Raw genomic sequence first — 24,332 nt, forward strand, 5'->3', positions numbered from 1 at the left:
CAAATTCAAAGGAGACTTCATGTCCGACACCAAGACCAAGGTCGAGAAGAGCGAGGCCGAGTGGCGCCGCGAGCTGACGCCGATGCAGTATGCGGTGCTGCGCGAAAAGGCGACCGAGCGGCCGTTCTCCGGCGAATACGAGCATGAGCACAGCAAGGGCACCTATACCTGCGCCGGCTGCGGGCAGACGCTGTTCGAATCCGACGCCAAGTTCGATTCCGGCTGCGGCTGGCCGAGCTTTACCGCGCCGGCCGTCGACAGCCATGTCGACGAGGAACGCGACGTCAGCCACGGCATGATCCGCACCGAGGTCTTGTGCTCGAAATGCAATGGCCATCTCGGCCACGTCTTCGAGGACGGCCCCGGCCCGACCGGCCTGCGCTACTGCATCAATTCGGCCGCGCTGAAGCTGCAGCCGAAGTAGCGTCAGCCGCCGTCGTCCCTCACTCGTCATGCCCGGCCTTGTGCCGGGCATCCACGTCTTTGGTGCCATAACAAGAAAGACGTGGATGGCCGGGCATAGGCGAGCGCCCGGCCATGACGGTGGATGGGGTTAAGCACTGCACTGGTTTATTTCTCAACTCCATTCGAACTCATTTCCTACCCCGTGCGACCAAGAGCTGGTCGCGCGGGGTTTTTCATTTTTCAGGGGGGCTTCTCCGGTTTGCCCGGCGCGCAAATCAAGGAAGGTTCAATGCAAATATCGAAACGTCTGCTGCTCGGTCTCGGCGCAGCCACCCTCATCATGGAGAGCGTTGTGATCCAGCCCGCTTTTGCCGCCGACAAGGTTTCCTTGTTCAAGGTCATTACCGCGAAAGATGAAATCGTCATCGGCATCGCCGAGGACGATCTGGCGCAGATGGACGGCAAGAACGCCGGCGGCATCGCCAAGATGCTGGTGGCCAAGGGCTCGATGAGCGTCTGGCGCTACGCCGTGCACAAGTCCGCCTCGGGCGACCTCGAACAGGCGCCGCTGCACAAGATCGGCCTGCTCGCCTCGGACTCGCTGCGCGTCGAGCCCTATGCGACGCCGCTGAAGGTGCTGCCGATCGACGAGACGAAGAAGTGACGCGCTAAGCGCGTCATCCCGGGGCGCGAAGCGAACCTCAGGTGCGCAATTGCGCACCGGGGGATCTCGAGATTCCGGGTCTGGTCCTTCGGACCATCCCGGAATGACGACCACCCCCCTTTTCGGCGGAGCGAGGACGCGCGGCCTGGAGTATGCTTTGCTCCGGGCCGCGGGGCGTTTTCACCTGACGCCGGCCACGCTTTCAGGAGGTCGCCATGTCGCTGGGCACGATCCTCATCATCATCCTGATTATTTTCCTGTTGGGCGGCTTCTCCGGCCGTTTTGGCGGCTATGGCTATGGTCTCGGCCATTCCGGCATGGGGCTTGTCGGGGTGATCCTGATCGTGCTGCTCATCCTGGTGCTGCTCGGCAAACTTTAGGCTTCGTAGCCCATTGAAATAACAGGGCTTATTTCGGTCCGAAACGGGCCCAAAGCCAGCCATGCGCGAATTCATCATCACCCCCGATCTGCGGATCAGGAGTCGCATTTCTGTCAAACAGGCTTATATTGGGGGTCGAAATGACGTGCACGGCGCGCCGCCCGGGATAGCGGCCCACCGTCATCCAATCCCCACTCGCTCGACGAACGAGCCAAAAAGATTGAGGTCACAAACCATGCGTCCATTCAGCTACGATACCGCTGCCGAACTGTTTCCTGCCGCGATCCGCAAGAAGAAGCGGGCGGGCTTTGCATATCGGCGTTTTGGCACCGCGGCCGAAGCGGTTCGCTTCGCGATCGAGGAGTTGCCGGCGGACTCGCTGAACGGCGCCTATCTGCAGGTGGAGGAAGCGCGCTTCGACCAGAGCGGCATCCGCACGCTCTATGAGAGCGAGGCCTTCCCGCTGACGCGCCGTCCCCGTGCGCCCGCCGCGACCGAAACCAACGCCGACGCTGCGTAACAGCAAGCTTTCGAGCTGTCTGCCCTCGGACGATGTCCGGGGGCATTTTTTCGCGCGTGTGAAGATGATTAGCGCGGCTGCTTGTCGAGCCAGCGCTTGAGCATCCGCACGTTGCGGACGTTGGCGCGGAACATGACGTCGAAGGCGTCGCCCGCGATCGGCACCAGGCCGACCACACCATCGAGCGCGACATTGCCCAGCATCCGCGTCGTGATGTACCAGGGCGCGCCGAGCGCGCGCGCCTCGCGCACCAGCCACAGCGAGATCGCTGTTGTGATGATGTCGCCGACGACGGGGATCAGCCCGATCAGCCCGTCGATGCCGTAGCGGAACTTGGTGCCCGGCACGATGAAGGCGACGTCGAGCAACTTCGAAATCGCTTCCAGCCGCGCCAGCCGCTGCTCGCGGGTGAGATTGCCGAACGGGTTGGCGCTGGAATTGCCGAAGTCGATCCGGAAACCCTCGAACTGCCCGCGCAGGCTGGGGTCGGGGATTTCGCGCCCCTCCTGGTCGATCACAGGCCCACGGCCCTTCGCGCGCCCCTGTGAGGGACGTTCGGTGCGGGCGCGGTTCGGCACAAAAATATCGTCGTTTGTCATGGCCATCAGATGGTAACGCAAAAGGCGTGCGCAAGTTGCGTCAAATTATCGCTGAACTTGCCGAGTTAGCACCCGTGCGGCCGTCGAAGTCCGTCTCAACCGCGCAGAACCCCACCTCCGTCATTGCGAGCGAAGCGAAGCAATCCATCGGAGCGCAAAGCAAGAATGGATTGCTTCGTCGCTTCGCTCCTCGCAATGACGTGGCTTCCAGTTCCGATTCAAAGTTCAAACAGCTAAGTCTTAAACCCGTCATCCTGAGGAGCGGCCCCTTGGCCGCGTCTCGAAGGACGACGGCCCGTCTGTGGCCGATTCATCCTTCGAGGCTTCCGCCTTCGCTCTTCGAGCTACGGCGGACAAGCGCTACGCTCAGGATGAGGGAACGCGGCTTCGTATTCTCGCGGTGCTTCGCGTCCGAGCTTTGCGATTTTACGTCGAATGCACCGGCGCCTGTTCGTCGGCATACTTGTGCGCCAGCCATGACGACAGTACCGCGGGCACGCCGCCGACCAGCCCGTAGAGGATGAACTGCGTCACGCCGGTGTCCGGGCCGCGCGAGCCATAGAGCAGTTCGGTGACCGTGAACCCGATCACGCCCACAATGCATAACCGAACCCACCATGGAATCCGCCGCACGTGGTACAGGATGTCGTCGATGGCGCCGATCATCAGCGCCGGCACGACGCCGAACAAATAGCTGTATTGCAGCGTCTTGGCGAAAGTGCCGAAGAATTTCCCGACTTCCTTCCAATCGGTCTGGGCCCAGTAGCCGGAAGCCATCGTGATCGCGAACAGCATCAGCAACCCGCCGACGAACGGGCCGATAGCTCCGAAGATCAGATAGCGTTTCATGGACCGTCCTCTGCCAATCGCGGGATCAGATGCGGTCTCAGTCTTACGACGATCTTGCGGAAAATTCGACAGGCTTGACGGAAGCGTTGCGAAACAATCCGCCGTCGCCCGCTACTCGCCCCAGGCCGCGAACGCCTCGTTGAACGCCCGTTCGCCCGGCGCGCCCTTTTCGATCGCGATGATGGCGCGGCGCTGGTTGACGTAGACCAGCGGCACGTCGAACCAGGAACGCTCCTTCAGGAGCTGCAGATTGCGGGCGCGGTCGGCGTCGACGTTGGAGAGGCCGACCAGGAAGAAGCCGTCGGTGACCTTCACGGCGAGCCCCGCCAGCGGCGTGCCGCGCGCCTGCTCGTTGGATTTCATCAAGATGCCCGGCACGTTGCCGACGCCGCCGCCGGAGAAATCCTGCGGCAGGATGAAGGTGAGCTCCGCGGTGTGGCTTGCGGGGAGCGACGTGTCGGTGTTGCGGCGGAACGACATCGTCATCTTGAACTTGCGGTCCGGAATTTCGATGTCGGCGCGCACGCTGATGTCAGGCTTCTGGTTGCCGCTCCCCTTGATCGGTTCGGTACGCCAGATCACCGAGCCTACATATTGCTTGCCCTTGGGATCGGACGGGTCCTCGTCATACAGCACCACGCGCTGCGCCACCGGCGCCACCTGGTCCGACGACGGCTGGCCGACGCGATCGGGGATCTTCGGCTTCGACTGCGGCGCCGCGGGATCCTTCGGCGCTTCGACGACGGGCGAGGATTTGAACAGGCTGCTCACCACGTTGATGGCGGACTTGCCTCCGACCATCGCAGCGCCGATCACGACAAGCACGATGCCGACCGCGATCGCGCTCTTGAACGGGAAAGCCGCGCCGACCCGGCGTGGCTTTTTCGGCTCGCGGTCGCGATCCTGCGACAACCGCGAACGCTGCGGCGGCGGCTGCATCGGGGAAGCCTGCGGCGAATAGCGGTCGGCCTCCTCGAGCGACTCTTCATAGGAATACGGCGCTTCCGGATCGGCGCCGCGGTTCTCCATGCTCGGCTCGAGCCGGTCGAACTCCGGCGAGGGCGAGGGCACGTTGGCGTAGGTCTTGCGCGCCGAACGGTTGGCTTGCGCCGCGGCGCGGCCGAGATCGTCGGCGTCGGCGGCGATGTCGCGGAAGCCGCGCATGCCCGGGGGCTGCGGCATCTGCGGCGCTGAATTGTCGGGGCCGCGGCGCGCGGCGCCGGTGCGTTCACGGGTCGGCGGCAGCGGCGGTTCCTGCGCCGGCAGTTGCGGCGGACGGGGTGGCGGCGGCGGCAAATCGGGCCGCAGGTTGCGCGGCGCGCGTTGCTGGTCGCCGTCACCAGACGGCGGACGGGGCTCGCGCGCGGGCGGCGGCGCAGCCGGGCGCGGACGGGGTGGGTTAGCTGCTGGCGCGCCGGATTCAGGCGGGCGCGCATTGGCGCGGCGGAAGGCGTCGCCGCCGCGCGAAGCCCCGGCGCCGCCGGGCCGCGAGGCGTCGCGGGCGCGCTGGGCGGCCTCGGACTCGACCTTGCGGACGGCCTCTTCCAGCGACAGCCGCTCCCGGGTGATTTCCGATTCGCTCAGCGGCGGCTGCACGCTGCGCAGCTGCGCGATCAGCGCCGAGCGGGCCCGCTCATAGAGCGCACGACGGCTCTCGCCGGGAGCACTGGGGTCCAGTCCGGCAATGGCGCGGGCGATCAGCGGGTAGTAGTCAGCCATAACGACTCAACAATGCGGACTTATGGGTAACAACTCGTTAAGCCTCGAACGGGTTTTGAACGAGAATAGTATCCTCGCGTTCCGGGCTGGTGGAAAGCAACGCGATCGGGCAGCCCACTAATTCCTCGACCCGGCGGACATATTTAATGGCCTGGGCCGGCAGATCCGCCCAGGAACGGGCATTGGCGGTCGGCTCCTTCCAGCCTTCGATGGTCTCGTAGATCGGCACCACCCGGGCCTGGGCGCCCTCGCCGGCCGGCAGATGGTCGATTTCCTTGCCGTCCAGCATGTAGCCGGTGCAGACCTCGATCGTGTCGAAGCCGTCGAGAATATCGAGCTTGGTCAGGGCGAGGCCGGTGATGCCGCAGGTTCTAGCGGCTTGTCGAACCAGTACGGCGTCGAACCAGCCGCAACGCCGCGGCCGGCCGGTATTGGTGCCGAACTCGCGGCCCCGCTCGCCGATCTTGCGGCCGATCTCATTGTCCAATTCGGTCGGGAACGGGCCCTGGCCGACCCTCGTCGTATAGGCCTTGCAGATGCCGAGCACATAGCCGACCGCGCTCGGCCCGAGGCCGCTGCCGGTCGCGGCCTGCGCCGCCACCGTGTTGGACGAGGTGACATAGGGGTAGGTGCCGTGGTCGACGTCGAGCAGCGCGCCCTGCGCACCCTCGAACAGGATGCGCTTGCCCTCGCGGCGCTTGAGATCGAGCAGCCGCCACACCGTCTCGGTGTAGGGCAACAATTGCGGCGCCAGCGCGGTGAGGTCCTTCAGGATCACGCCGCCGTCGAACTCCTCCAGCCCGAGGCCGCGGCGCAGCGCGTTGTGGTGCGCCAGCAGGCGGTCGATCTTGTGCGGCAGGGTGTCGAGGTCGGCGAGATCCATCAGGCGGATGGCGCGGCGGCCGACCTTGTCCTCATAGGCCGGGCCGATGCCGCGGCGGGTGGTGCCGATCGCGGTGCCGGCGTTGGATGATTCGCGCAAGGCGTCGAGCTCGCGGTGCAGCGGCAGGATCAGCGTGACGTTCTCGGCGATACGGAGATTTTCCGGGCTGATGGCGACGCCCTGGCCCTTCAGCCGGGTGACCTCGTCGAGAAAGGCCTGCGGATCGAACACCACGCCATTGCCGATGACGCCCAGTTTCGAAGGCCGCAGCACGCCCGACGGCAGCAGCGCCAGCTTGTAGGTCTCGCCATTGATGACGAGCGTGTGGCCGGCATTGTGGCCGCCCTGGAAGCGCACGACGATGTCAGCCTGCTCCGACAACCAGTCGACGATCTTGCCCTTCCCCTCGTCACCCCATTGGGCGCCGACGACGACAACATTGGCCATTTCTAAGGTTTTCCCTGCGGCTCACGTGGTTTCAGCATGACCTCCCCGGAAAACTACTGCCCGACTTTCCGGATCATGCTTTAGCTTGCCCAGCCGAATTCACGGCCGAGGGCCGTTCGCATGCGAGGCAGCCCAACCGGATAAAGGAAGCAGCCCGTCTAGGCAAGCAAGAAGCAAGCGTCGGGGGTCGTCAAAAAGGAGGACAACCCTTTGATATCCCCCAAAAATTTGTGGCGGCGCCAAGGCGGCGACATGAACGCGGAGTAATCTGGCAAATGTCTAAAACCACTCCTGCGACAAAGGCGCTGGAAAAGCTCGGCGTGAAGTTTGTGCTGCACAGCTATGTCTATGATTCCACCGCCGACAGCATCGGCCTGCAGGCGGCCGAGGCGCTCGGCGTGGAGCCCTCCCGGATGCTGAAGACGCTGATGGCCGAGGTCGACGGCAAGCCGGTCTGCGTCGTGGTGCCGTCGGACGGCGAAGTCAGCATGAAGAAGCTCGCCAGCGCGTTCGGCGGCAAGGCCGCAAAGATGATGCGCCCTGCGGATGCCGAGCGGCTCACCGGCTATCATGTCGGCGGCATCTCGCCGTTCGGGCAGAAGAAGCGCGTGCCGGTCGCGATCGAGGCCACCGCGCTCGGGCACGCGACCGTGTTTCTCAATGGCGGGCAGCGCGGATTGCAGGTCGAGCTCGATCCTGATGACGCGGTGCAGGCGCTCGCCGCGATCGCGCCGGCGCTGACGGTGTGAGGCCAGGGGCTGCATCCTTCGAGACGCGGCGAAAACGCCGCTCCCTCAGGATGAGGTCGAGAGGATCAGGTGTTGAACCCTCATGGTGAGGAGCGCGGCAACGCCGCGCGTCTCGAACCATGTGGCCCTCAAGACGCCGCGCGCAGTTTTGCTTCGGGGCTCGGCTGCGCGAACTCGCAGCGCTTGGCGACGACCAGGAACAGCAGGACCAGCGGCACCATCGATGCCAGCAGCACGGCGCTGGCGACCAGCGCCGCCGACGGCGATCCCCAGGCGTCCTGCAGGCTTCCGGCGGCGGTGGGTCCGGCCGCCATCAGGACGTAGAAGCAGGTATAGAACAGGCCGAATCCCATCGACCGATCGGCCGGCTCGAGCACCCTGGCAGGCATCGACAGGATCGCGCCCGACATCGGACCGATCGCGACGCCAAAAATCAGGCAGGCGATCGTCGAATGAAAATTCTCCACGAACAGCAACAGCGCACAGGCTGCGATCAGGCTGCAGGCGATGATTGCGGTGATCGGCCGGCCCGCGCGGTGCACGAGATAGCCACCGGCCGGAATGGCAATAATGGTGAACCAGATCGACAGGCTCGTCAGCGACGCCGCAACCGTCGGCGAGGATCCCTGCGCCACCATCAACAGCGGCGCGTAGCTGAAGAACAAAACGCAGGCGAGATTCATCGCGCCCCAGATCGCGCCCGATATCACCACCGGTATCAGCGCCGCGCGCGGCAGCCGTCCGGGGCCGGCGGCCTCCGCCTGAATTGACTGCGCCGCGCGCGGAATCATCGCAAACGCCAGCAGCGCCGCCACCGAACAGATCGCGCCCGACGCCATCACCGCCTGCCAGCCGAGCGAATGGGCGATCCAGGTCTGGATCGGCAGCGCAATCATGGCGCCGAACGGCCAGCTCATCTGCAAGATCGACATCGCCAGCACCATCTCGCGGGCGTCGAACCAGTCCGCCACCATCTTGGTCGCGACCAGCCCCACGATCGTGCCCCCGACCCCGCCAACCGTGCGCGCCGCCAGCGCGAAGACAAGATCGCCGGAATAAACCAATGCCAGGCCGGAAACCGCCATCAGCACCAGGCCGACGATCCCGAGCGTCTTTTCGCGGCCTCCGCCACCGAGCAATCCGGCCGGGAATGCGACGAGGACGCCCGGCAGCATATAGGCGCCGAGCAGCATGCCGACTTCCGAATAGCCGATGCCGAGATCGGCCATCAGAAGATTGGCCGCCGACCCGATCGATTGAAACTGGAATCCGATGGCCGCGCGCGTCGCGAACAACACCGCAAGGACGATCCACTTGCGTCCGGGCATACGGATACTCCCGGGGTTCAATCTCTGCGTTCGCCGCTGAGCACGTTTGAGAACTCGGATAATTCGTCCTCGGAGATCTCGTGCAGCGAGAGGCGCAGCTGCATGATCGCAAGATCGACCAGGTGGCCGGCAAAGGAGACGCCGCCGGAAACCAGCAAATTGCGCTGCTCTACCAGCACCGGAAGCACATTACGCAAACGACGCGCACTTAACTCATCCATAGCGATGCCCTTTGAGAGGTCGCTGCGACGTCGCGACCAGCCACTGGCCCGTGGTGGCGACGTCGGCGAAAAGTTCGATCGCCCTTGTGGCGAGCACATGCACGGTGGCGGCATCGGTATTGGGCCGCGACCGGCTCACGGATGCGTCGCTCAGGAAGGTGACGCTGTGCTCCCTGCGCGCGGCATCCATCGCCGTCGCAAGGCAGGTTTCCTCGGCGACGAGACCGGCAATGGCGAAGCTTCCGGCCTGCGAGACCACGCTTTCGAACAGATGATTGCTGTAGCAGGACGGCTGCTGGCGCTCGAACACCATGTCCGACCGCCGCGGCTCGAGACCGGAAATCCAGGCCGACTGGCTCGAGCGTTCAAGTATGCCCGGGCCATCGCCCCGCCCCTCGGCCTGCCGCGTGAACGCGATCGGTATGGCGAACTCGCGCGCATGCCGGATCGCGGCCATGCAGTTGTTCATCGACCGCTGGATGTCGCGCGCGTTGTCCCTGGCCAATGCGGCGTAGTTTTTCTCCTGCAGGTCGACCATGATCAGCAGGCGGCCACGCGAGGCGCCGACATAGGTGCGCAGATCAATGACCGAACTCATTGGACATCCGCCGCTTCGCAAGTTCCCCGGCTGGTGGATTTTTCGAGGATGCCTGGTCTATCCCAGCGGCCTTCGGGACGAATGAGCACGTAGGGATCATCGTTGAGGGTGATACATTGCGGATGCTTCTCGGTCTCGAGTTTGACCTCGACATAGTCAAAGTCGGAAAATACGAACTTGCGGCCGGGCGAGCGCTTGAAGCCACGTTGCTGCCAGAAGCCGAGCAGCCGGGCCTGCGCATGCGCGTACAGCACGCGGTAGCCCTTCTTCCGGCACAGCTCGATGGCCGTGTCCACGATCTGGCCGGCCAAGCCGGCGTTGCGGCTTTCGTTGCGGACGGCCAGTCGTTCGAGCTTGGCGAAACCAGCAAAGTAACGGATCCGCATGCAGCCGACCGGCTCGCCATCCTTGTGGCAGATCAGATGGGTGGCGGAGAAATCGTTGCCGTCGAATTCCTCTTCAAACGGGCAATGTTGTTCGCCCATGTAGACCGCTCCGCGGATCGCAATGACGCGCGCCATCTCGTCCATCGAGCGGACGACCTCGACGGTGACCGGCTCGGGCGGCATTGGCTTGACCAGCGGAAGATCCTTCGAGCGGTCGAACATCTGCAGATGCGGCGCGAACAATTCCTCGTAACTTGCGCCCGGCTGGAAGCCGAGCGGCTCCAGCACCCGCAGACCGCCCTTGGTGATGGGACGCGAATAGAGGTTGACGCCCTGGTAGAGCGGCGAGGAGATTTTCTGCAGCACCAGCGGGATCGCTGCCGCGAGCGTACCCTTGGCATGGATCGCCCAGACATAGATGCCGGCCGGACGTTCCGATTGCCGCGCGACATAGCACAGCTCGGGATCCTTGGTGTTGAGCCGGCCGTCGAGCAGCCGGCGCATGCCCTCGTGGGTTAGCGGCAACACCGCAAGGAAGCCTTCGCCCTTGGGGTCGCTGATGTCGAACCGGTCGCTTCGCGCGATGGCCCAGAAAATATCGGGGTTGTGGCGTGCCGCCGCCTGGAGGATTTCGTTTTTGGTTAATCCCGGTATGTCGGCGCGGGCCCTATCAACCAGCGCCGCGATGCCGGCCGCCCCGACGGTGAAAATCACCGTGCGTCTGGCCACTTGAAGATTGGTCATTCTCTCGAGAGAATGGGCCGTAGAGCGGCTGGCGGGAACCGAGCGGCTGGCGCGAGCGTGCTCCCGGGCGGATTTTCTGATCAGATCGATGTCGAGCGCGTTCATTGATCGTCTCTTGATTGTGTAAGGCTGAATTTTCTGCCAAGAATAGAAATATGGTTCCCTTAAATTAGAAGGCGATAAACGAGGCGATTTGTATGCACTCAGGTGAGCGCAGGGGCGCGCACAGCGGCGCGCACATGCCGGGACGAATGGCGAACTGGGATCTGGTCCGGATTTTCCTGGCGGTCGCCAGAACCGGAAGCTTCCGCGCTGCAGCTGCGGAGCTGAGCATGTCCGCCAATTTCCTCAGCAAGCGCATTTCAGTCCTGGAGACGGCCTACAAGACGCCGCTGATGACGCGCCACGTCGACGGCATCAGGCTGACGCCGGAAGGCGAAGCGGTTCTGGACGCCGCCAAACGGATGGAAGAGGCGTCCTTCGGGCTCGACCGCGCGCTAAGCCGGGCGACGCCTGCGCTCACCGGCGAGGTCCGGCTTGCCGTGACCGAGGGGCTCGGCACGTTCTGGCTGGCGCCCCGGCTGGTCGAATTCCAGCGGGTCTATTCCGGACTGCTGGTCGATCTGAAATGCGAGATGCGATCCGCGGACGTGCTCCGGCTCGAAGCCGATGTCGCGGTGCAACTCGAGGAGCCCGCCAATCCCAACCTGAAGCGCGTCAAGATCGGCCGGCTTCACATCATGCCGTTCGTCAGTCCGTCCTATGTCGAAATCTACGGCATGCCGACAGACCTGGACGACCTGCAGCAGAACCATCGCATGGTGATTCAGGAATCAGAACAGACCAAAGGCAAGGAGATGTACGAGCGGCATGCCGCACGCGAACAGCTCGGCTTTGTCGCGATGCGCAACAACGTCTCCAGCGCGCATGTCTGGGCCGTCTCCAAAGGCGCCGGCATCGGCTGGTTGCCGACCTACATACCGGCGATCGCCGGGCCCCTGATTCCGCTCGATCTCGGCGTCCAGTTTCCGCTCGATATCTGGCTCACCTACCATCCCGATGCGAAGCGGATTCCACGCGTCAAGCAATTGATCGACTGGACCATCCAGGCGTTCGACGGCCGCAAATATCCGTGGTTTCGGGATGAGTTTGTCCATCCCAACGATTTGCAGAAAACCTACAAGGGTGAGCCGCTGGTGAATCTGTTCGCTGGTTTCATGAAAGAATCACGGTCAAAGATTGGCTGAGCGAGACAAATGAGCAAGTCGACCGACGGGCAAATCGATCAACTGGTGAAGGCGCGATGGCTCGCGCTCGGGCTTTCGCAGGACGATCTTGCGGAAGTACTCGCCGGCCAGCCGACGCCGAAAACCAACAACGGGTCGGGCCGCGTCAGCGTCGGCCGCCTGATGCAGGTGGCGGACGCGCTCGGCGTTTCCCACGATCTGTTCGAGGGCCTGTCGCCGTCGACCAAGCCGCAATCCGGTAACGCCAATGCCGATACGATGCAGGCGCTGCTCGAACTGCGTTTGCTGCGCGTGTTCCGCGAAGTGCAGGACAACAATACCAAGCGGATGCTGATCCAGCTCGCCGAACAGATCGTCAAGCGTCAGGCCGCGGGCCCCGACCAGGCGGGTTAACCGGAACGCCCGCGCATCTCCCTCCGCGCATGGTCGCGATGCATCTGCCCCATTGATGAACCCGGCAAATCGGTGTCTGTGACACAGGCCGGGCGACCTTCTCCGGCCTGGCTTCTGTCGCCGGGCGGGCCGCGGCGTCATGAACCGGGCCTTGTCTTTGCGAATGTCTGCTTCCGAACCCAACGCGCCCGCGCAGCCCGCGACCTGGATCGCCAACCAGCCTTATTTGTTGCTCAGCATCACCGCGCTGTGCTGGGCCGGCAACGCCATCGTCGGGCGGCTGGCCGCCGGCCATATCCCGCCGATAACGCTGTCGTTCCTGCGCTGGACGTTCGCGTTCCTGATCATTCTTCCCTTTGCCTGGAAACATCTGGTGCGCGACTGGGCCGCGATCCGCGGCCGTCTCGGCACGATGATCGTGCTCTCGATCACCGGCATCGGCGCCTTCAACACCCTGCAATATTGGGCGCTCGAACACACCCAGGCGCTGAACACGCTGCTGCTGCAGTCGGCCGCGCCGCTGATCGTCGCAGTGTGGTCGCTGGTCCTGTTCGGCGTGCGCCTGACGCTGGCCCAGGCCGGCGGGGTTCTGCTGTCGCTGGCCGGCGTGCTGGTGATCCTGCTGCACGGCGATCTCACCACGCTCAAGAACATCGAGTTCAACAAAGGCGACCTCATCTTCACCGTGGCGCTGGCGATCTTCGGGCTTTATTCGGTGCTGTCGCTGAAACGCCCGGCCATCCATGGCCTGTCGTTCGTCGCCTTCACCTTCGGCGCAGGTGCTGCGTGCCTGATCCCGCTGTTCATGTGGGAACTGTTCGCACGGCCCCTGATGCGGATCGACACCGCCAACCTGCTGACGCTGTTTTATGTGGCGCTGTTTCCCTCGACGCTGGCCTATCTCTGCTTCAATCGCGGCGTGCAGCTGATCGGCGCCAACCGCGCCGCCCCCTTCTTTCACGTGGTGCCGGTGTTCGGAACCGTGATGTCGATCGCCTTCCTCGGCGAGCACCCGCAGCCTTTCCACTTCCTGGGGTTTGCGCTGGTCCTGACCGGTGTTTTTGTGGCGTCGCGAAAGCAGCCCAGCTAGTTTTGGACAGCCCGGTTGCGGTGACTTGCAGCGGCAAATCCGTTATCTATTGGGCCTGCTTCGCAGGATTTCGCTAATGGCGCGCGCCAGCAATCTGATGATCGGGACCTTGACCCTGGCGTTGATCGCCGGGTCGCTCGGCTCGTTCCTTGGCTATCAGAAATTTGCCGGCAATAAGCAGAAGACGCCGTTCCGGGTGATCTTCGAGGGCTCCGCCTCCGGCCTGCGCCAGGGCGGCAGCGTGAATTTCGCCGGCGTGCGGGTCGGCGAAGTGGTGTCGATGAAACTGGATAATCCCCGCCGCGTCGTCGTGCTCACGATGATCGACGGCAACACCCCGGTGCGCCGGGACACCCAGGTCGGCCTCGAATTCCAGGGCCTGACCGGCATCGCCGCGATCTCCTTTACCGGCGGCACGGTCGATCCGCCACCACTCGGCGCCGACGGCATTCCCGAACTGACCGCGGATCCGGAAGGACTGCTGGACATGCAGGAAAGAATCCGCGTGGCGCTGCGCAACGTCGACAAGATCATCGCCGACAATGAAGTCGCGGTGAAAGACACGCTGCGCAATTTCGAAACGTTCACCGCCTCGCTGTCCGGCAGTGGCGAGCGGATCAGCAACATCATCGGCACCGCCGATGACGGCATCAATGCGGTCGACGGAGCGCTGACCAAGACCAGGGATTTCCTCGGCGGGCTCGGCAGCGACAAATATGGCGGCGACCTGTTGCCGACCGTGATTTCGATGCGCGAACTGATCGTAAGCTTCGACAAGAAGTCCGACACGGCGCTGAAAGAAGCCCGGAAAATGCTGATCGATCTCAGCCAGTCCATCAACAGCAGCAAGTTTGCCGCGCCCCCCGCCAGACGCTAAAGCGCTCTTTGTTTGAGCATGATCTTTTTCGGAAAACCGCTTCGCACTTTTCCGGATCATGCTGTAGCGTCTTGCCCCGATAATAACCAAGAACAGGGACTGCTCCGCCGTGCTCGATAAATCCGCTGGCCTGACCGCTCCGCCCGCAACAGTGACCCGGGCCACGAGCGCGGTTCCACGTCACCTGAAACGCTATCTCTCGCTCGACGATTTCGAAGCGACGGCGCGGCGGCGGATTCCGAAATTCCTCTATGGCTATATCGCCGGCGGCGCCGAGACCGACGCCGCGGTCCGCGACAACCGCACGGCCTTTGACGAATACGGCTTCGTGCCGCGCGTGCTCAACGACGTCTCCGGCCGGGACCAGACCACGACGCTGTTCGGCAAGGCCTACGCCTCGCCGTTCGGCATTCCGCCGATGGGCTCCTCGGCGCTGTGCGCCTATCGCGGCGACATCGTGCTGACGCGGGCGGCGGCCGCCGAAAACGTGCCGATGATTCTCTCCGCCTCCTCGCTGATCACGCTGGAGGACGTGCGCCGGGAAAATCCGGCCGCCTGGTACCAAGCCTATCTGGCGGGCCTGCCCGCCCGTATCGAGCCGCTGGTCGACCGGGTCGCCGCGGCCGGCTACGACACGTTCGTCGTCACCGCCGACGTGCCGGTACCGCCCAACCGCGAGAACAACATCCGCAACGGCTTTCAGGTGCCACTGGCGATCACGCCGCGCGTCGCCTGGGACACGGTGACCCATCCGCACTGGCTGTTCGGCACCTGGCTGCGCACCGTGAAGAACCACGGCATGCCGCATTTCGAGAACATGGACGCGCAGCGCGGCCCGCCGGTGCTGGCCAAGAATCTGATGCGCAACATCGGCGCCCGCGACCAGCTGGCCTGGAAGCATGTCGAACTGATCCGCAAGCGCTGGAAGGGCAAGCTCGTCGTCAAGGGACTGGTCTCGCCCACCGACGCCCGGATCGCGCGCGAGAGCGGCGTCGATGGCGTGATGCTTTCCAACCATGGCGGCCGCCAGCTCGACTACACGATGTCGGGCCTGCGCACGCTGCCGGAGATTGCGGCCGAGGCGAAAGGCATGACCGTCATGGTCGACGGCGGCATCCGCCGCGGCACCGACGTGATCAAGGCGCTGGCGCTCGGCGCCCATTTCGTCTGGGTCGGCCGTCCCTTCCTCTATGCTGCGATCGCCGGCGGCGAGGCCGGCGTGCAGCGCGCCATCAGCCTGCTCCATGCCGAGATCGACCGCGACCTCGCGCTGCTCGGCATTCGCAGCATCAGCGAGATCACGCCGGATCTGGTGCGGAAGTTCTAGAGCCGGTTCTGAGACGTGCTTGCTCATGACGGAGGGTTCGATGGCGGCGTTGTTGCATCGGCGGGACTTCGCCAGGGTTTTGGCCGGATCGGCGCTGTGGCCGCTCACAGCACATGGGCAGAAGTCGGTAATTCCGCGCGTTGGCATTGTCTGGATTGCTTCCCGATCGGAGGTAGCGCCGTTTCAGGAGGCGTTCCGCCAGGGGCTGCGTGAGCTCGGTTATGTCGAGGGCGAGACGATCGCAATCGAGGCACGCTTCGCGGAGGGAAAGGTCGAGCTTGCGCCCGGCATTGCCGAAGAGCTGCTGCGGCTCAAGGTCGATGTCATCGTGGCGCCCTCCGCGACGGTCGTGCGGCTCCTGAAGCAGGCGACCACGACGATCCCCATCGTGATGGCGAACGTGTCCGATCCTGTCGGGTTCGGGTTCGTCGCGAGCCTTCAGCGGCCTGGCGGAACCATCACCGGCTTTTCCAACTTGATGGTCGAGCAAGTCGGCAAGAACGTCGAATTGTGCAAGGAGGCCATTCCCGGCCTGTCCCGGCTTGCTGTACTCGTAAACCCGGCAGTCCTCGATGCGACGCTCGTGTTGAAGGAGGTGCAGGCGGCGGCCCCGGCCCTGGGCTTCACCGTCCACCCGGTGGAGGCACGCCAGCCGGGCGACCTCGAAGGCGCCGTCGCGCAAGCGCGGGAACAAGCCAACGGGCTCCTGGTGTCGACGATCGAGGGCATGTTCTTCGTGAACCGCGTCCAGATCATCGAGGCGGCCGCCAGGCACCGGCTGCCGGCGGTGTTTGCCGCACCGCCGTTCGGACTTGCCAGCGCAGGCGCGCTGCTGGCCTACGGCGCCAACACGCCGGACATGCTTCGGCGCGCCGCCAGCTACGTCGACAGGATCGTGAAGGGCGCGAAGCCCGCCGATCTTCCGGTCCAGCAACCGACAAAGTTTGAACTTGGGGTCAACCTGAAGACCGCAAAGGCGCTCGGCCTGAGCATTCCTCCCTCGATCCTTGTGCGCGCCGACGAGGTGATTGAATGAGAGTTGGGAATCGCCGTCCCGACCAATCGACCGCGGGGCTGACCAAAGAGGCGCAAGGTCAGCCGGTCAGACGAGTTCAGGACATTCTCGCATTGCAGGCACAGGACTGCTCGCGCGGCGGGTCAGGGGGCCCCTATTGTATTGCCCAACCCTGTGCAGGCTGGGTATCCTCGGCCCCTCAAAGGCGAGGGGAGAAGGCCGATGACCGCTTTCAATACGGTGCGTTTCCGGGTGAAACCAGGACGCGATCAGGAATTTCTGGATGCCCACAAGAACGTTGAAGCGACGTGGCCGGGCCTGACGCACGCCAACATCATCAAGACCGGCGACCGCTCCTACTGCATTATCGCCGAGTGGAAAGACATGGACGCGTGCGTCGCGGCGCGGCCGAATATGATCGCTACCCTCAATTCCTTTCGCGATACGCTCGAAGACCTCGGCGGCGGCCTCGGCGTCACCGATCCGGCGGCGGGTGAGGTCGTCCTGGCGCTGAAATAGTTCGTGGCGGCCTTGTTCGGCATTCTCAGAACGTCCCATTGACGGTTCTGAACAACTCGGAAACCCTGCCCGCGCTTTTCGGGATTGACTTCAGTCGCCCGTTTCGAGCACGGCTGACGGGGCATTTCCGGCCAGCGACGGTTGGCTGAAGTGGTACGTCTATTGCTTCCGGGCAATCTGCGCGTGAGGGGAAAGAACACACGATGATCCGCCTGTTTCTCGATCGGCTCTATTTGTTCTCCGGCTATCTCGCCGGACTTTTCCTGATTGCGATTTTCGTGCTGATGATGCTGCTTTCGGCCGGCCGGCCGCTCGGCATCAACATTCCGGCGGGCGACGATTTCATCTCCTGGTGCATGGCGGCCACCGCCTTCCTCGGGCTCGCCCATACGTTCAAGCACGGCGAGATGATCCGCGTCGGTCTTTTGATCGACCGCCTCAGCGACGGCGTCCGCCATTATGTGGAGATCGCCGCGCTGCTGGTCGGCACCGGCTTCATCGGCTTTTTCGCCTGGAACGCCTCGGTCATGACCTGGCAGTCGTGGAAATTTTTCGACATCTCGCAAGGCGTCATCGCGGTGCCGCTGTGGATCCCGCAGCTCGGCTACAGTGGCGGCCTCGTGATTCTCTTCATCGCCTTTGTCGACGAGCTGATCCACGTGCTGCGCGGTTTTCCGCCGCGCTACGAATTGCCGAAACCAAAGAGCGCCGAAGAGATCGTCGAACGCGCCATGCAGAGCGGGGTCTGACATGGAACTGCTCTCGATCGCCGCCATCCTGCTGGGATTTCTGGCGCTGCTGCTCGGTGGCGGCGTCTGGATCGGCGTCGCCTTGCTGGCGACGGGATGGGCCGGCATGCAATTCGCCGGCGGCGCCATTCCGGCGGGCAGCGTGCTGGCGACAACGGTGTGGGGCAACAGCGCGTCGTGGTCGCTCGCCGCCCTGCCGCTGTTCATCTGGATGGGCGAAATTCTCTTTCGCACGCGGCTCTCGGAAGAAATGTTTCGCGGATTTGCGCCGTGGCTGAACTGGCTGCCGGGCCGGCTGATGCACGTCAACGTGCTCGCCTGCGGCGTGTTCGGCTCCGTCTCCGGATCATCGGCCGCGACCTGCGCCACGGTCGCCAAGATCGCGCTGCCCGAGCTGAAGAAGCGCGGCTATGACGAAGGCCTGAGCCTCGGCTCGCTGGCCGGCGCCGGCACGCTCGGCATTCTGATCCCGCCGTCGATCACCATGGTGGTCTACGCCGTGCAGGCCAACGTCTCCATCATTCAGGTCTTCCTCGCCGGCTTTCTGCCGGGCTTGCTGGTGATGGCGCTTTACTCCGGCTACATCGCCGTCTGGTCGCTTGCCAATCCGAAGCGGACGCCGCCGGCCGACCCGCCGATGAGCTTTCGCAAGCGCATCTCGGAATCGCTCAATCTGTTCCCCTGTCTGCTGCTGATCGCTTTCGTCTTTCTGTCGTTGCTGATGGGCTGGGCGACGGCGACGGAATGTGCGGCCTGGGGCGTTTTGGGATCGCTCGCGATCGCATGGTGGCAGGGCGCGCTGACGTGGGAAGCGTTCTGGGCCAGCGTGATGGGCGCGACGCGGGTCAATTGCATGATCCTGCTGATCCTGGCAGGCGCCTCCTACATGGGCACATCGATGGCCTATACCGGCATCCCGCTGGCGCTGGCGAACTGGGTGAACGGTCTGCAGCTCAGTCCCTATGCGCTGATCGCGGCGCTCACCGTCATGTACATCGTGCTCGGCACGGCCCTCGACGGCATTTCCATGATCGTGCTAACCACGGCCATCGTTATTCCGATGGTGAAGCAGGCCGGCTTCGATCTCATCTGGTTCGGCATTTTCCTGGTGCTGGTGGTGGAAATGGCTGAAGTCTCTCCGCCCGTCGGCTTCAATCTGTTCGTGTTGCAAACCATGAGCGGCAAGGATTCCAACACGGTCGCCAAGGCCGCCCTGCCGTTCTTCTTTTTGCTCGTTGTGGCGGTTGCCATCATCACGGTCTTTCCTGCTATCGTGATGCTGCTGCCGCGGATCGCGTTCCCTGGCTAGAGAAAGGTATTGTCATGTTGAGGCTTGTTAAAACGTGCGCAATCGCTGCCGGCGTCGCGGCGCTTGCGGTTTCCGCAACGGTCGCTCCCGCAACCGCGCAGACGAAATGGAATCTTCCGGCGGCCTATCCGGCGGACAATCCGCATTCGGTCAATCTGATCGCGTTTGCCAAGGACGTCGGCGACGCCACCGGCGGCAAGCTGCAGATCACCGTGCATCCGGCGGCGTCGCTGTTCAAGGCGCCGGAAATCAAGCGCGCGGTCGCAACCGGTCAGGCGCAGGCGGGCGAGGTCCTGATCTCGCTGCATGAGAACGAAGACCCGCTGTTCGGCGTCGATGTCGTCCCGTTCATGGCGACGAGCTATCCGGCGGCCAAGAAGCTGTGGCTGGCGTCAAAACCCGCCGTCGAAAAGAAGCTCGCCTCGCAAGGCCTGATGCTGCTGTTCGCGGTGCCGTGGGGTCCGCAGGGCATTTTTGCCAAGAAAGAACTCAACACCGTCGAGGACATGAAAGGCCTGAAGTTTCGCGCCTATAATGTCGGCACCTCGCGCATCGCAGAACTCGTCGGCGCGCAGCCTGTCACCATCCAGGCGGCGGAACTGCCGCAGGCGCTGGCGACCGGCGTTGTCAACTCGTTCATGACCTCGGGCTCGACCGCCTACGACAGCAAGGCCTGGGAAACCATGACGCATTTCTATGATGCGCAGGCCTGGATTCCGAAGAACGTCACCTTCGTGAACAAGGCGGCTTTCGACGCGCTCGACAAGCCGACCCAGGAAGCGATCCTCAAGGCGGCCGCTGTCGCCGAAGAACGCGGCTGGAAGCTCAACGAAGAAAAGGCGAAGTGGTATCTTGAACAGCTTCAGGCGAATAAAATGAAGGTGCTGCCGGTGCCTCCGGCGCTGAAGTCCGGCCTTGAGAAAATCGGAGAGCAGTTGACGGCCGACTGGTCGAAAAAGGCCGGCGCCGATGGGGAAGCCGTGATCTCCGCGTATAAGAAGTAGGACGATCGTTTCTCTGTTACGAGGAATGCGTCATGGCCGGGCTTGTCCCGGCCATCCACGTCTTGCTTGTCACGTAAAGTTAAGACGTGGATGCCCGGCACAAGGCCGGGCATGACGAGAGATGGGAATCGTTTTCAACCCATTGGGCAAGACCCGAAAACGCCGGCGCCTTGTTCGGCCACCCTCTCAGGATGACGGCGACGGCCCAATCCCGAACTTGCTGTACGCCTCATTCGTACAAATGATCACATGCTCGGCGCAGCCATTGTGGCGGTGCGCATCGCAGCGGTTTTCGTAATCCGCCGACGTCATCATCTCGATGAAAGCAGCGACGTCGGGGTAATACACCAGCGCCAGATAATCCCACTGGTTACCTTCCTGCGCGCCGAGCGCGACCGCCTTGGCGTCGCCGGTCCAAAGCAGCGTGCCGCCGCGCGCCTTGATCATCGGCACGGTGAGCGCGCTGTAGCGCAGATAGGCATCCCACCCCGACCCGTCACCGTCGAGCGAGCGTTCGCGGAACCGCATCAGATTGACCATCACGACCGGCCCCTGATGCGCCAGCTCGTTGAGGCCCCTGACATTCAACAGATCGACGCCCATGACTTACTCCTAAGTGACTTGCTCCTAAATGACCTGCTCCCGGCCGACTCAGACGAATTCAGGACATTGTAGCATTGCAGCCATAGTAGCATTGCAGACTCAGGCCTTGTCGCGCAGCGAAAATCCGGCACAACTCCCGCGAGACCATGACCAGCCCCGCGCCACTGCCGCCCGCCCGCGATCCGGTCGGCTGGCTCAACAACCAGCCTTATATCCTGCTGACCCTGACCTCGCTGTTCTGGGCCGGTAACATCGTGCTGGCGCGGCATGTCGGCGATCACGTGCCGCCAATCACGCTGACTACGATCCGCTGGTTCGGTGTCTTCCTGATCCTGCTGCCGTTTGCCTGGCCGCATCTCAAGCGCGACTGGAAGGTTTTGCGCGCGCATCTGCCGCTGATGCTGTTCCTCTCGCTGATCGGCTTTGCCTACAACAACGCGATCTCCTTCTGGGCAATGCAGTACACCCAGGCGCTGAACGCGCTGCTGATCCAGTCGTCCGGCCCGCTATTCGTGGCGATGTGGTCGCTGGTCCTGTTCGGGGTGCGGCTGACCGGCGCGCAGCTGGCCGGCATTGCCCTTTCGCTGATGGGCGTCCTGACCATCATCCTGCGCGGCGATTTCGGAGCGCTCGCCAGCATCAGCTTCAACAAGGGCGACGTGATGTTCGGCTCATCGCTGGTGTCGTTCGGGCTTTACTCGGCGCTGATGCTGCGCCGCCCGGTGACGCATCAGTTATCGCTGATCTCCTTCACCACCTGCTGCGGCGCGATGATGCTGGTGCCGTTCTCGGTCTGGGAGTTTTCGACCGGTGCCGTGCTGAAATTCGATTTCCTGACGCTGGCCACTTTGGCCTATGTCCTGATCTTTCCATCGACGCTGGCCTACACGTTCTTCAACCGCGGCCTGGCGCTGATCGGGCCGAACCGCGCCGCGCCGTTCTTCCATCTGGTGCCCGTGTTCGGCTCGGCGATGGCGATCCTGCTGCTCGGCGAGCAGTTGCGGCTGTTTCACCTGGTCGGCTATGCGCTGGTGCTGGCCGGCGTCGTGATCGCGTCAAGGCGCGGCTCGGCGCGGAAATGAAAACGCGCGGCTGCGACTTCTCGACCATGCTGTACCGCTTCCGCTTTCCCTCCGGGCAGGCTAGCTTGCCCGCCAACCCCTCAAAAAAACCAAACGGGAGAAACGACCCTATGATCGCGTCCTTGAAACGATACCGGCGCATGGCGGCGGCAACATCTCTGCTGTTCGCGCTGGCATCAACGGCTTCCGCGCAGGCTCCGTATCCGAACCGCAACATCACGCTGGTGCTGCCGTTCGCCGCCGGCAGCGGCACTGACACCACGACGCGCCTGATCTCGAAGGAAATCGGTGTTTCGCTCGGCGTCAGCATGGTGATCGACAACAAGGCCGGCGCCAACGGCTCGATCGCGGCAAGCTATGTCGCCCGATCGGCGCCGGACGGCTACACGCTGTTCGTGACGACCAACACGACGCATTCGGCCAATCCGTATCTGCTCAAGACCATGAGCTACGATCCGGTCAAGGATTTCACGCCGATCGCGCGCACCGGCGACCTGCCCTTCATGCTGGTGATCCATCCCGACGTTCCCGCCAATTCGGTCGCCGAGCTGATCGCACTGGCGAAGAAGGAGCCGGGCAAATACTCCTATGCCAGCGGCAGCTCGTCGGCGAGCGTCTCCGGCGCGACGTTTGCCCGCCTCGCCGGCATCGATTTGCTGCACGTGCCCTACAAGAGCTCGCCGCCCGCCTTGACCGACGTCATCGCCGGCCGCGTCTCGATGATGTTCATCGACGTTCCGACCGGCCTGCCCCACGTCAATGCCAAGGCGCTGAAGGCGATGGCCGTCACCACCAAGAAACCCTCCGCTTTGTTGCCACAGCTCCCCACGATGGACGCCACGGTGAAGGGCTTCGACATCACCTCATGGCAGGGCTATTTCGGCCCGGCCAATTTGCCGAAGGACATGGTCGCCAAGCTGAACGCGGAAATCCGCAAGGTCATCGAGCGGCCGGACATCAAGAGCCAGCTCGCCGAGCGCGGCATGGAGGCCTTCTCGAGCACGCCGGAAGAGTTCGACACGTTCCTGAAGGAGCAGCTGGTGCTGTGGGAAAAGCTGATCGCCGACGCGGGGATCGAGAAGCAGTAGGCGTGGCTGACACAGGTGGCTTCATCCTTCGAGACGGCCGCCTTGCGGCCTCCTCAGGATGAGGTCTGGCACTTGAGATCGTAGGGTGGGCAAAGGCGCTCCGCGCCGTGCCCACCATCTATCGATTGACCGTCATCTGCAATGGTGGGCACGCTTGCGCTTTGCCCACCCTACGAAGCGAGGCCGGTCGGAATACCTGGCTCGAAGCCTAAAGTGGCCTCGATCCATTTCGCCACCCGCAGCATACGATGGTCATTCAGATACGGGCCGACGATCTGAAGGCCGAGCGGAAGGCCATGCTTGCCGAATCCGGCCGGAAGGGTGACGGCCGGCACGCCGAGCAAGGTCCACGGCGCGCAATATTCCGCGTCGCCGGTATAGTGCAGCCCGCGCGGGGCTTCGCCAAACGCCGGCAAGGTCAGCACGGCATCATAGCCCGACATTTCCGAAGTCAGCCTGTGGCGCCAGGCGTCCTGGAACGCCCTGGCCGCAAGGTAGCCGCTCGCCGAATGCGTCTTGCCGCTCTCGACGAGCGACTTCAGGTGATCACTGGTGCGGTCCGGATAATTTGCGACGAGATCCGCGAATATCAATGCAGCCTCGCTCGACAGGATGCAATTGATCGTCGTCCAGTTCGCCTCGTCGAGTTCGGGTAATTCTAGCTCCTCCAGAATGGCGCCCTCGCCACGCAATTTGTCGATTGCAGCGTCGAACACCTTCTGCTGCTCGCCTTCAACGCGCGACCATTTTGCAAAACGCACGACGGCAAGCCGCGGCTTGTTCAGCGGCGGCAGGCCGGTGTCAATCTCGACGGTAAAGGCGGACAACGGCCGGCCATGGAGATCGCGATCGCTCGAGCCGGCGAGATGCGACAATGCGAACGCGACATCGTCGACGCGCCGGGCAAAGAAACCGACATGGTCAAGCGACGGGCTGAGCGGATGCACGCCGATGCGAGGGATGGCGCCGAAGCTCGGCTTGAATCCGACAATGCCGTTGAACGCGGCGGGCCGGATGATCGATCCGAGCGTCTGGGTGCCGAGCGCCAGCGGTACCAGTCCCGCGGCAACGGCGGCCGCCGAACCCGACGAAGATCCGCCCGGCGTATGCTCGCGATTCCAGGGATTGACCGTCGGCCCCGGATGCCGCCAGGCGAATTCGGTCGATACCGTCTTGCCGAAGATCGTCGCGCCGAGATTGCGCAACCGCTCGACCACCCAGGCATTTGCGGTTGGAACCTGACCGGCATAGACGGGCGAACCGTTCGTCGTCGGCATATCCGACGTGGCGATGATATCCTTGATCGCCACCGGAATGCCCGAGAGCGGGCCTGGCCGCCGCGCGGTATCGACCGGCAGGTATTCAAACGCTTTCAGCGCGGGCTCGAGGGCTTTCGCCTTCTGCAGGCACGAGGCCGCATATTCGTCCGCCATGGGCTGGCTGTCGCCAAACAGGCGCAGAAGCTCAAGAACCCCTGCTTCCGAATTGGATAGACGCGCGCGTCGATCGGTCATGCCAGCTTCCGGGGAGAATTAGC

Annotated in this window: 27 protein-coding genes; 17 read left to right on the top strand and 10 right to left on the bottom strand. The window is 63.6% G+C overall.

Annotated features, from left to right (window positions below; genetic code table 11):
• Nucleotides 1–19 precede the first annotated feature (19 nt).
• From msrB to JQ641_RS24210, 4 genes are all read left to right on the top strand, one after another.
• Nucleotides 20–424, top strand: a complete 405-nt coding sequence (gene msrB / locus JQ641_RS24195) for a peptide-methionine (R)-S-oxide reductase MsrB (protein WP_211998407.1) — start codon at nucleotides 20–22, stop codon at nucleotides 422–424.
• Between the two features lie 270 nt (nucleotides 425–694).
• A complete protein-coding gene (locus tag JQ641_RS24200; RefSeq protein ID WP_249150648.1) occupies nucleotides 695–1,069 on the top strand; it encodes a hypothetical protein in 375 nt (124 codons plus the stop codon).
• A 215-nt stretch (nucleotides 1,070–1,284) separates the two neighbouring features.
• Nucleotides 1,285–1,449, top strand: a complete 165-nt coding sequence (locus tag JQ641_RS24205; RefSeq protein WP_192737573.1) for a DUF3309 family protein — start codon at nucleotides 1,285–1,287, stop codon at nucleotides 1,447–1,449.
• A 235-nt stretch (nucleotides 1,450–1,684) separates the two neighbouring features.
• Nucleotides 1,685–1,969 (top strand): hypothetical protein, encoded by a 285-nt coding sequence (locus tag JQ641_RS24210; protein WP_192737574.1) that lies wholly within the window; start codon nucleotides 1,685–1,687, stop codon nucleotides 1,967–1,969.
• A 68-nt stretch (nucleotides 1,970–2,037) separates the two neighbouring features.
• Here the strand turns inward: JQ641_RS24210 and JQ641_RS24215 are convergent, their stop codons facing one another.
• The 4 genes from JQ641_RS24215 to JQ641_RS24230 form a co-directional block, all read right to left on the bottom strand.
• Nucleotides 2,038–2,574 (bottom strand): DUF4112 domain-containing protein, encoded by a 537-nt coding sequence (locus JQ641_RS24215; protein WP_211998408.1) that lies wholly within the window; start codon nucleotides 2,572–2,574, stop codon nucleotides 2,038–2,040.
• A 420-nt stretch (nucleotides 2,575–2,994) separates the two neighbouring features.
• Nucleotides 2,995–3,417 carry a DUF5413 family protein gene (locus tag JQ641_RS24220; protein WP_211998409.1) on the bottom strand — a complete coding sequence of 141 codons (423 nt, stop codon included), beginning with the start codon at nucleotides 3,415–3,417 and terminating at the stop codon, nucleotides 2,995–2,997.
• Between the two features lie 111 nt (nucleotides 3,418–3,528).
• Nucleotides 3,529–5,136, bottom strand: a complete 1,608-nt coding sequence (locus tag JQ641_RS24225) for a hypothetical protein (RefSeq protein ID WP_211998410.1) — start codon at nucleotides 5,134–5,136, stop codon at nucleotides 3,529–3,531.
• A 37-nt stretch (nucleotides 5,137–5,173) separates the two neighbouring features.
• Complete coding sequence (locus tag JQ641_RS24230) at nucleotides 5,174–6,466, bottom strand: adenylosuccinate synthase (RefSeq protein ID WP_211998411.1); 1,293 nt, start codon at nucleotides 6,464–6,466, stop codon at nucleotides 5,174–5,176.
• A 275-nt stretch (nucleotides 6,467–6,741) separates the two neighbouring features.
• Here JQ641_RS24230 and ybaK point away from each other — a divergent pair, with 275 nt between their 5' ends.
• Nucleotides 6,742–7,215 (top strand): Cys-tRNA(Pro) deacylase, encoded by a 474-nt coding sequence (gene ybaK / locus JQ641_RS24235; RefSeq protein WP_211998412.1) that lies wholly within the window; start codon nucleotides 6,742–6,744, stop codon nucleotides 7,213–7,215.
• A gap of 128 nt (nucleotides 7,216–7,343) precedes the next feature.
• On the opposite strand, the gene JQ641_RS24240 is transcribed toward ybaK, so the two are convergent.
• From JQ641_RS24240 to JQ641_RS38075, 4 genes are read right to left on the bottom strand one after another with little or no spacing between them, the layout of a single operon-like run.
• The gene (locus tag JQ641_RS24240; RefSeq protein WP_211998413.1) at nucleotides 7,344–8,543 is read right to left on the bottom strand and encodes an MFS transporter; all 1,200 of its coding nucleotides are present in this window, start codon (nucleotides 8,541–8,543) and stop codon (nucleotides 7,344–7,346) included.
• Nucleotides 8,544–8,560: 17 nt separating this feature from the next.
• Entirely contained in the window at nucleotides 8,561–8,764 is a 204-nt protein-coding gene (locus tag JQ641_RS24245; RefSeq protein ID WP_211998414.1) for a hypothetical protein, read from the bottom strand.
• Complete coding sequence (locus tag JQ641_RS24250) at nucleotides 8,757–9,362, bottom strand: isochorismatase family protein (protein ID WP_211998415.1); 606 nt, start codon at nucleotides 9,360–9,362, stop codon at nucleotides 8,757–8,759. Before JQ641_RS24250 ends, JQ641_RS24245 begins: the two co-directional genes overlap by 8 nt.
• Nucleotides 9,359–10,492, bottom strand: a complete 1,134-nt coding sequence (locus tag JQ641_RS38075; RefSeq protein ID WP_249150649.1) for a GNAT family N-acetyltransferase — start codon at nucleotides 10,490–10,492, stop codon at nucleotides 9,359–9,361. Before JQ641_RS38075 ends, JQ641_RS24250 begins: the two co-directional genes overlap by 4 nt.
• 251 nt (nucleotides 10,493–10,743) lie before the next feature.
• Here JQ641_RS38075 and JQ641_RS24260 point away from each other — a divergent pair, with 251 nt between their 5' ends.
• The 10 genes from JQ641_RS24260 to JQ641_RS24305 all read left to right on the top strand — a co-directional run bounded on the left by JQ641_RS24260 (nucleotide 10,744) and on the right by JQ641_RS24305 (nucleotide 20,022).
• Nucleotides 10,744–11,739 carry a LysR family transcriptional regulator gene (locus JQ641_RS24260; RefSeq protein WP_249150656.1) on the top strand — a complete coding sequence of 332 codons (996 nt, stop codon included), beginning with the start codon at nucleotides 10,744–10,746 and terminating at the stop codon, nucleotides 11,737–11,739.
• A 9-nt stretch (nucleotides 11,740–11,748) separates the two neighbouring features.
• Nucleotides 11,749–12,132, top strand: coding sequence for a helix-turn-helix domain-containing protein (locus JQ641_RS24265; protein WP_211998417.1), 384 nt, complete (start codon nucleotides 11,749–11,751; stop codon nucleotides 12,130–12,132).
• Between the two features lie 163 nt (nucleotides 12,133–12,295).
• Nucleotides 12,296–13,222 (top strand): DMT family transporter, encoded by a 927-nt coding sequence (locus JQ641_RS24270; protein WP_211998418.1) that lies wholly within the window; start codon nucleotides 12,296–12,298, stop codon nucleotides 13,220–13,222.
• Nucleotides 13,223–13,298: 76 nt separating this feature from the next.
• A complete protein-coding gene (locus JQ641_RS24275) occupies nucleotides 13,299–14,099 on the top strand; it encodes an MlaD family protein (protein ID WP_211998419.1) in 801 nt (266 codons plus the stop codon).
• Between the two features lie 151 nt (nucleotides 14,100–14,250).
• Nucleotides 14,251–15,426 (top strand): alpha-hydroxy acid oxidase, encoded by a 1,176-nt coding sequence (locus tag JQ641_RS24280; protein WP_211998556.1) that lies wholly within the window; start codon nucleotides 14,251–14,253, stop codon nucleotides 15,424–15,426.
• Nucleotides 15,427–15,466: 40 nt separating this feature from the next.
• Nucleotides 15,467–16,462 carry an ABC transporter substrate-binding protein gene (locus JQ641_RS24285; protein WP_211998420.1) on the top strand — a complete coding sequence of 332 codons (996 nt, stop codon included), beginning with the start codon at nucleotides 15,467–15,469 and terminating at the stop codon, nucleotides 16,460–16,462.
• Nucleotides 16,463–16,663: 201 nt separating this feature from the next.
• Nucleotides 16,664–16,960: an antibiotic biosynthesis monooxygenase gene (locus JQ641_RS24290; RefSeq protein WP_192737587.1), complete on the top strand. Its 297-nt coding sequence runs from the start codon at nucleotides 16,664–16,666 to the stop codon at nucleotides 16,958–16,960.
• A 203-nt stretch (nucleotides 16,961–17,163) separates the two neighbouring features.
• Complete coding sequence (locus JQ641_RS24295; protein ID WP_211998421.1) at nucleotides 17,164–17,709, top strand: TRAP transporter small permease; 546 nt, start codon at nucleotides 17,164–17,166, stop codon at nucleotides 17,707–17,709.
• 1 nt (nucleotide 17,710) lies between these two features.
• Complete coding sequence (locus JQ641_RS24300) at nucleotides 17,711–19,018, top strand: TRAP transporter large permease (protein ID WP_211998422.1); 1,308 nt, start codon at nucleotides 17,711–17,713, stop codon at nucleotides 19,016–19,018.
• Between the two features lie 14 nt (nucleotides 19,019–19,032).
• Complete coding sequence (locus JQ641_RS24305; RefSeq protein ID WP_211998423.1) at nucleotides 19,033–20,022, top strand: TRAP transporter substrate-binding protein; 990 nt, start codon at nucleotides 19,033–19,035, stop codon at nucleotides 20,020–20,022.
• A 186-nt stretch (nucleotides 20,023–20,208) separates the two neighbouring features.
• Here the strand turns inward: JQ641_RS24305 and JQ641_RS24310 are convergent, their stop codons facing one another.
• Nucleotides 20,209–20,625 carry a DUF1330 domain-containing protein gene (locus tag JQ641_RS24310; protein WP_211998424.1) on the bottom strand — a complete coding sequence of 139 codons (417 nt, stop codon included), beginning with the start codon at nucleotides 20,623–20,625 and terminating at the stop codon, nucleotides 20,209–20,211.
• Between the two features lie 146 nt (nucleotides 20,626–20,771).
• Here JQ641_RS24310 and JQ641_RS24315 point away from each other — a divergent pair, with 146 nt between their 5' ends.
• Nucleotides 20,772–21,707 carry a DMT family transporter gene (locus JQ641_RS24315; protein WP_211998425.1) on the top strand — a complete coding sequence of 312 codons (936 nt, stop codon included), beginning with the start codon at nucleotides 20,772–20,774 and terminating at the stop codon, nucleotides 21,705–21,707.
• A 110-nt stretch (nucleotides 21,708–21,817) separates the two neighbouring features.
• Nucleotides 21,818–22,795 carry a Bug family tripartite tricarboxylate transporter substrate binding protein gene (locus JQ641_RS24320; RefSeq protein WP_211998426.1) on the top strand — a complete coding sequence of 326 codons (978 nt, stop codon included), beginning with the start codon at nucleotides 21,818–21,820 and terminating at the stop codon, nucleotides 22,793–22,795.
• A gap of 170 nt (nucleotides 22,796–22,965) precedes the next feature.
• Here the strand turns inward: JQ641_RS24320 and JQ641_RS24325 are convergent, their stop codons facing one another.
• A complete protein-coding gene (locus JQ641_RS24325; RefSeq protein WP_211998427.1) occupies nucleotides 22,966–24,309 on the bottom strand; it encodes an amidase in 1,344 nt (447 codons plus the stop codon).
• Between the last annotated feature and the right edge of the window lie 23 nt (nucleotides 24,310–24,332).

Origin of the sequence: Bradyrhizobium sp. JYMT SZCCT0180, from assembly GCF_018130165.1 — a bacterium.
In the GTDB taxonomy this organism is placed as follows: domain Bacteria; phylum Pseudomonadota; class Alphaproteobacteria; order Rhizobiales; family Xanthobacteraceae; genus Bradyrhizobium.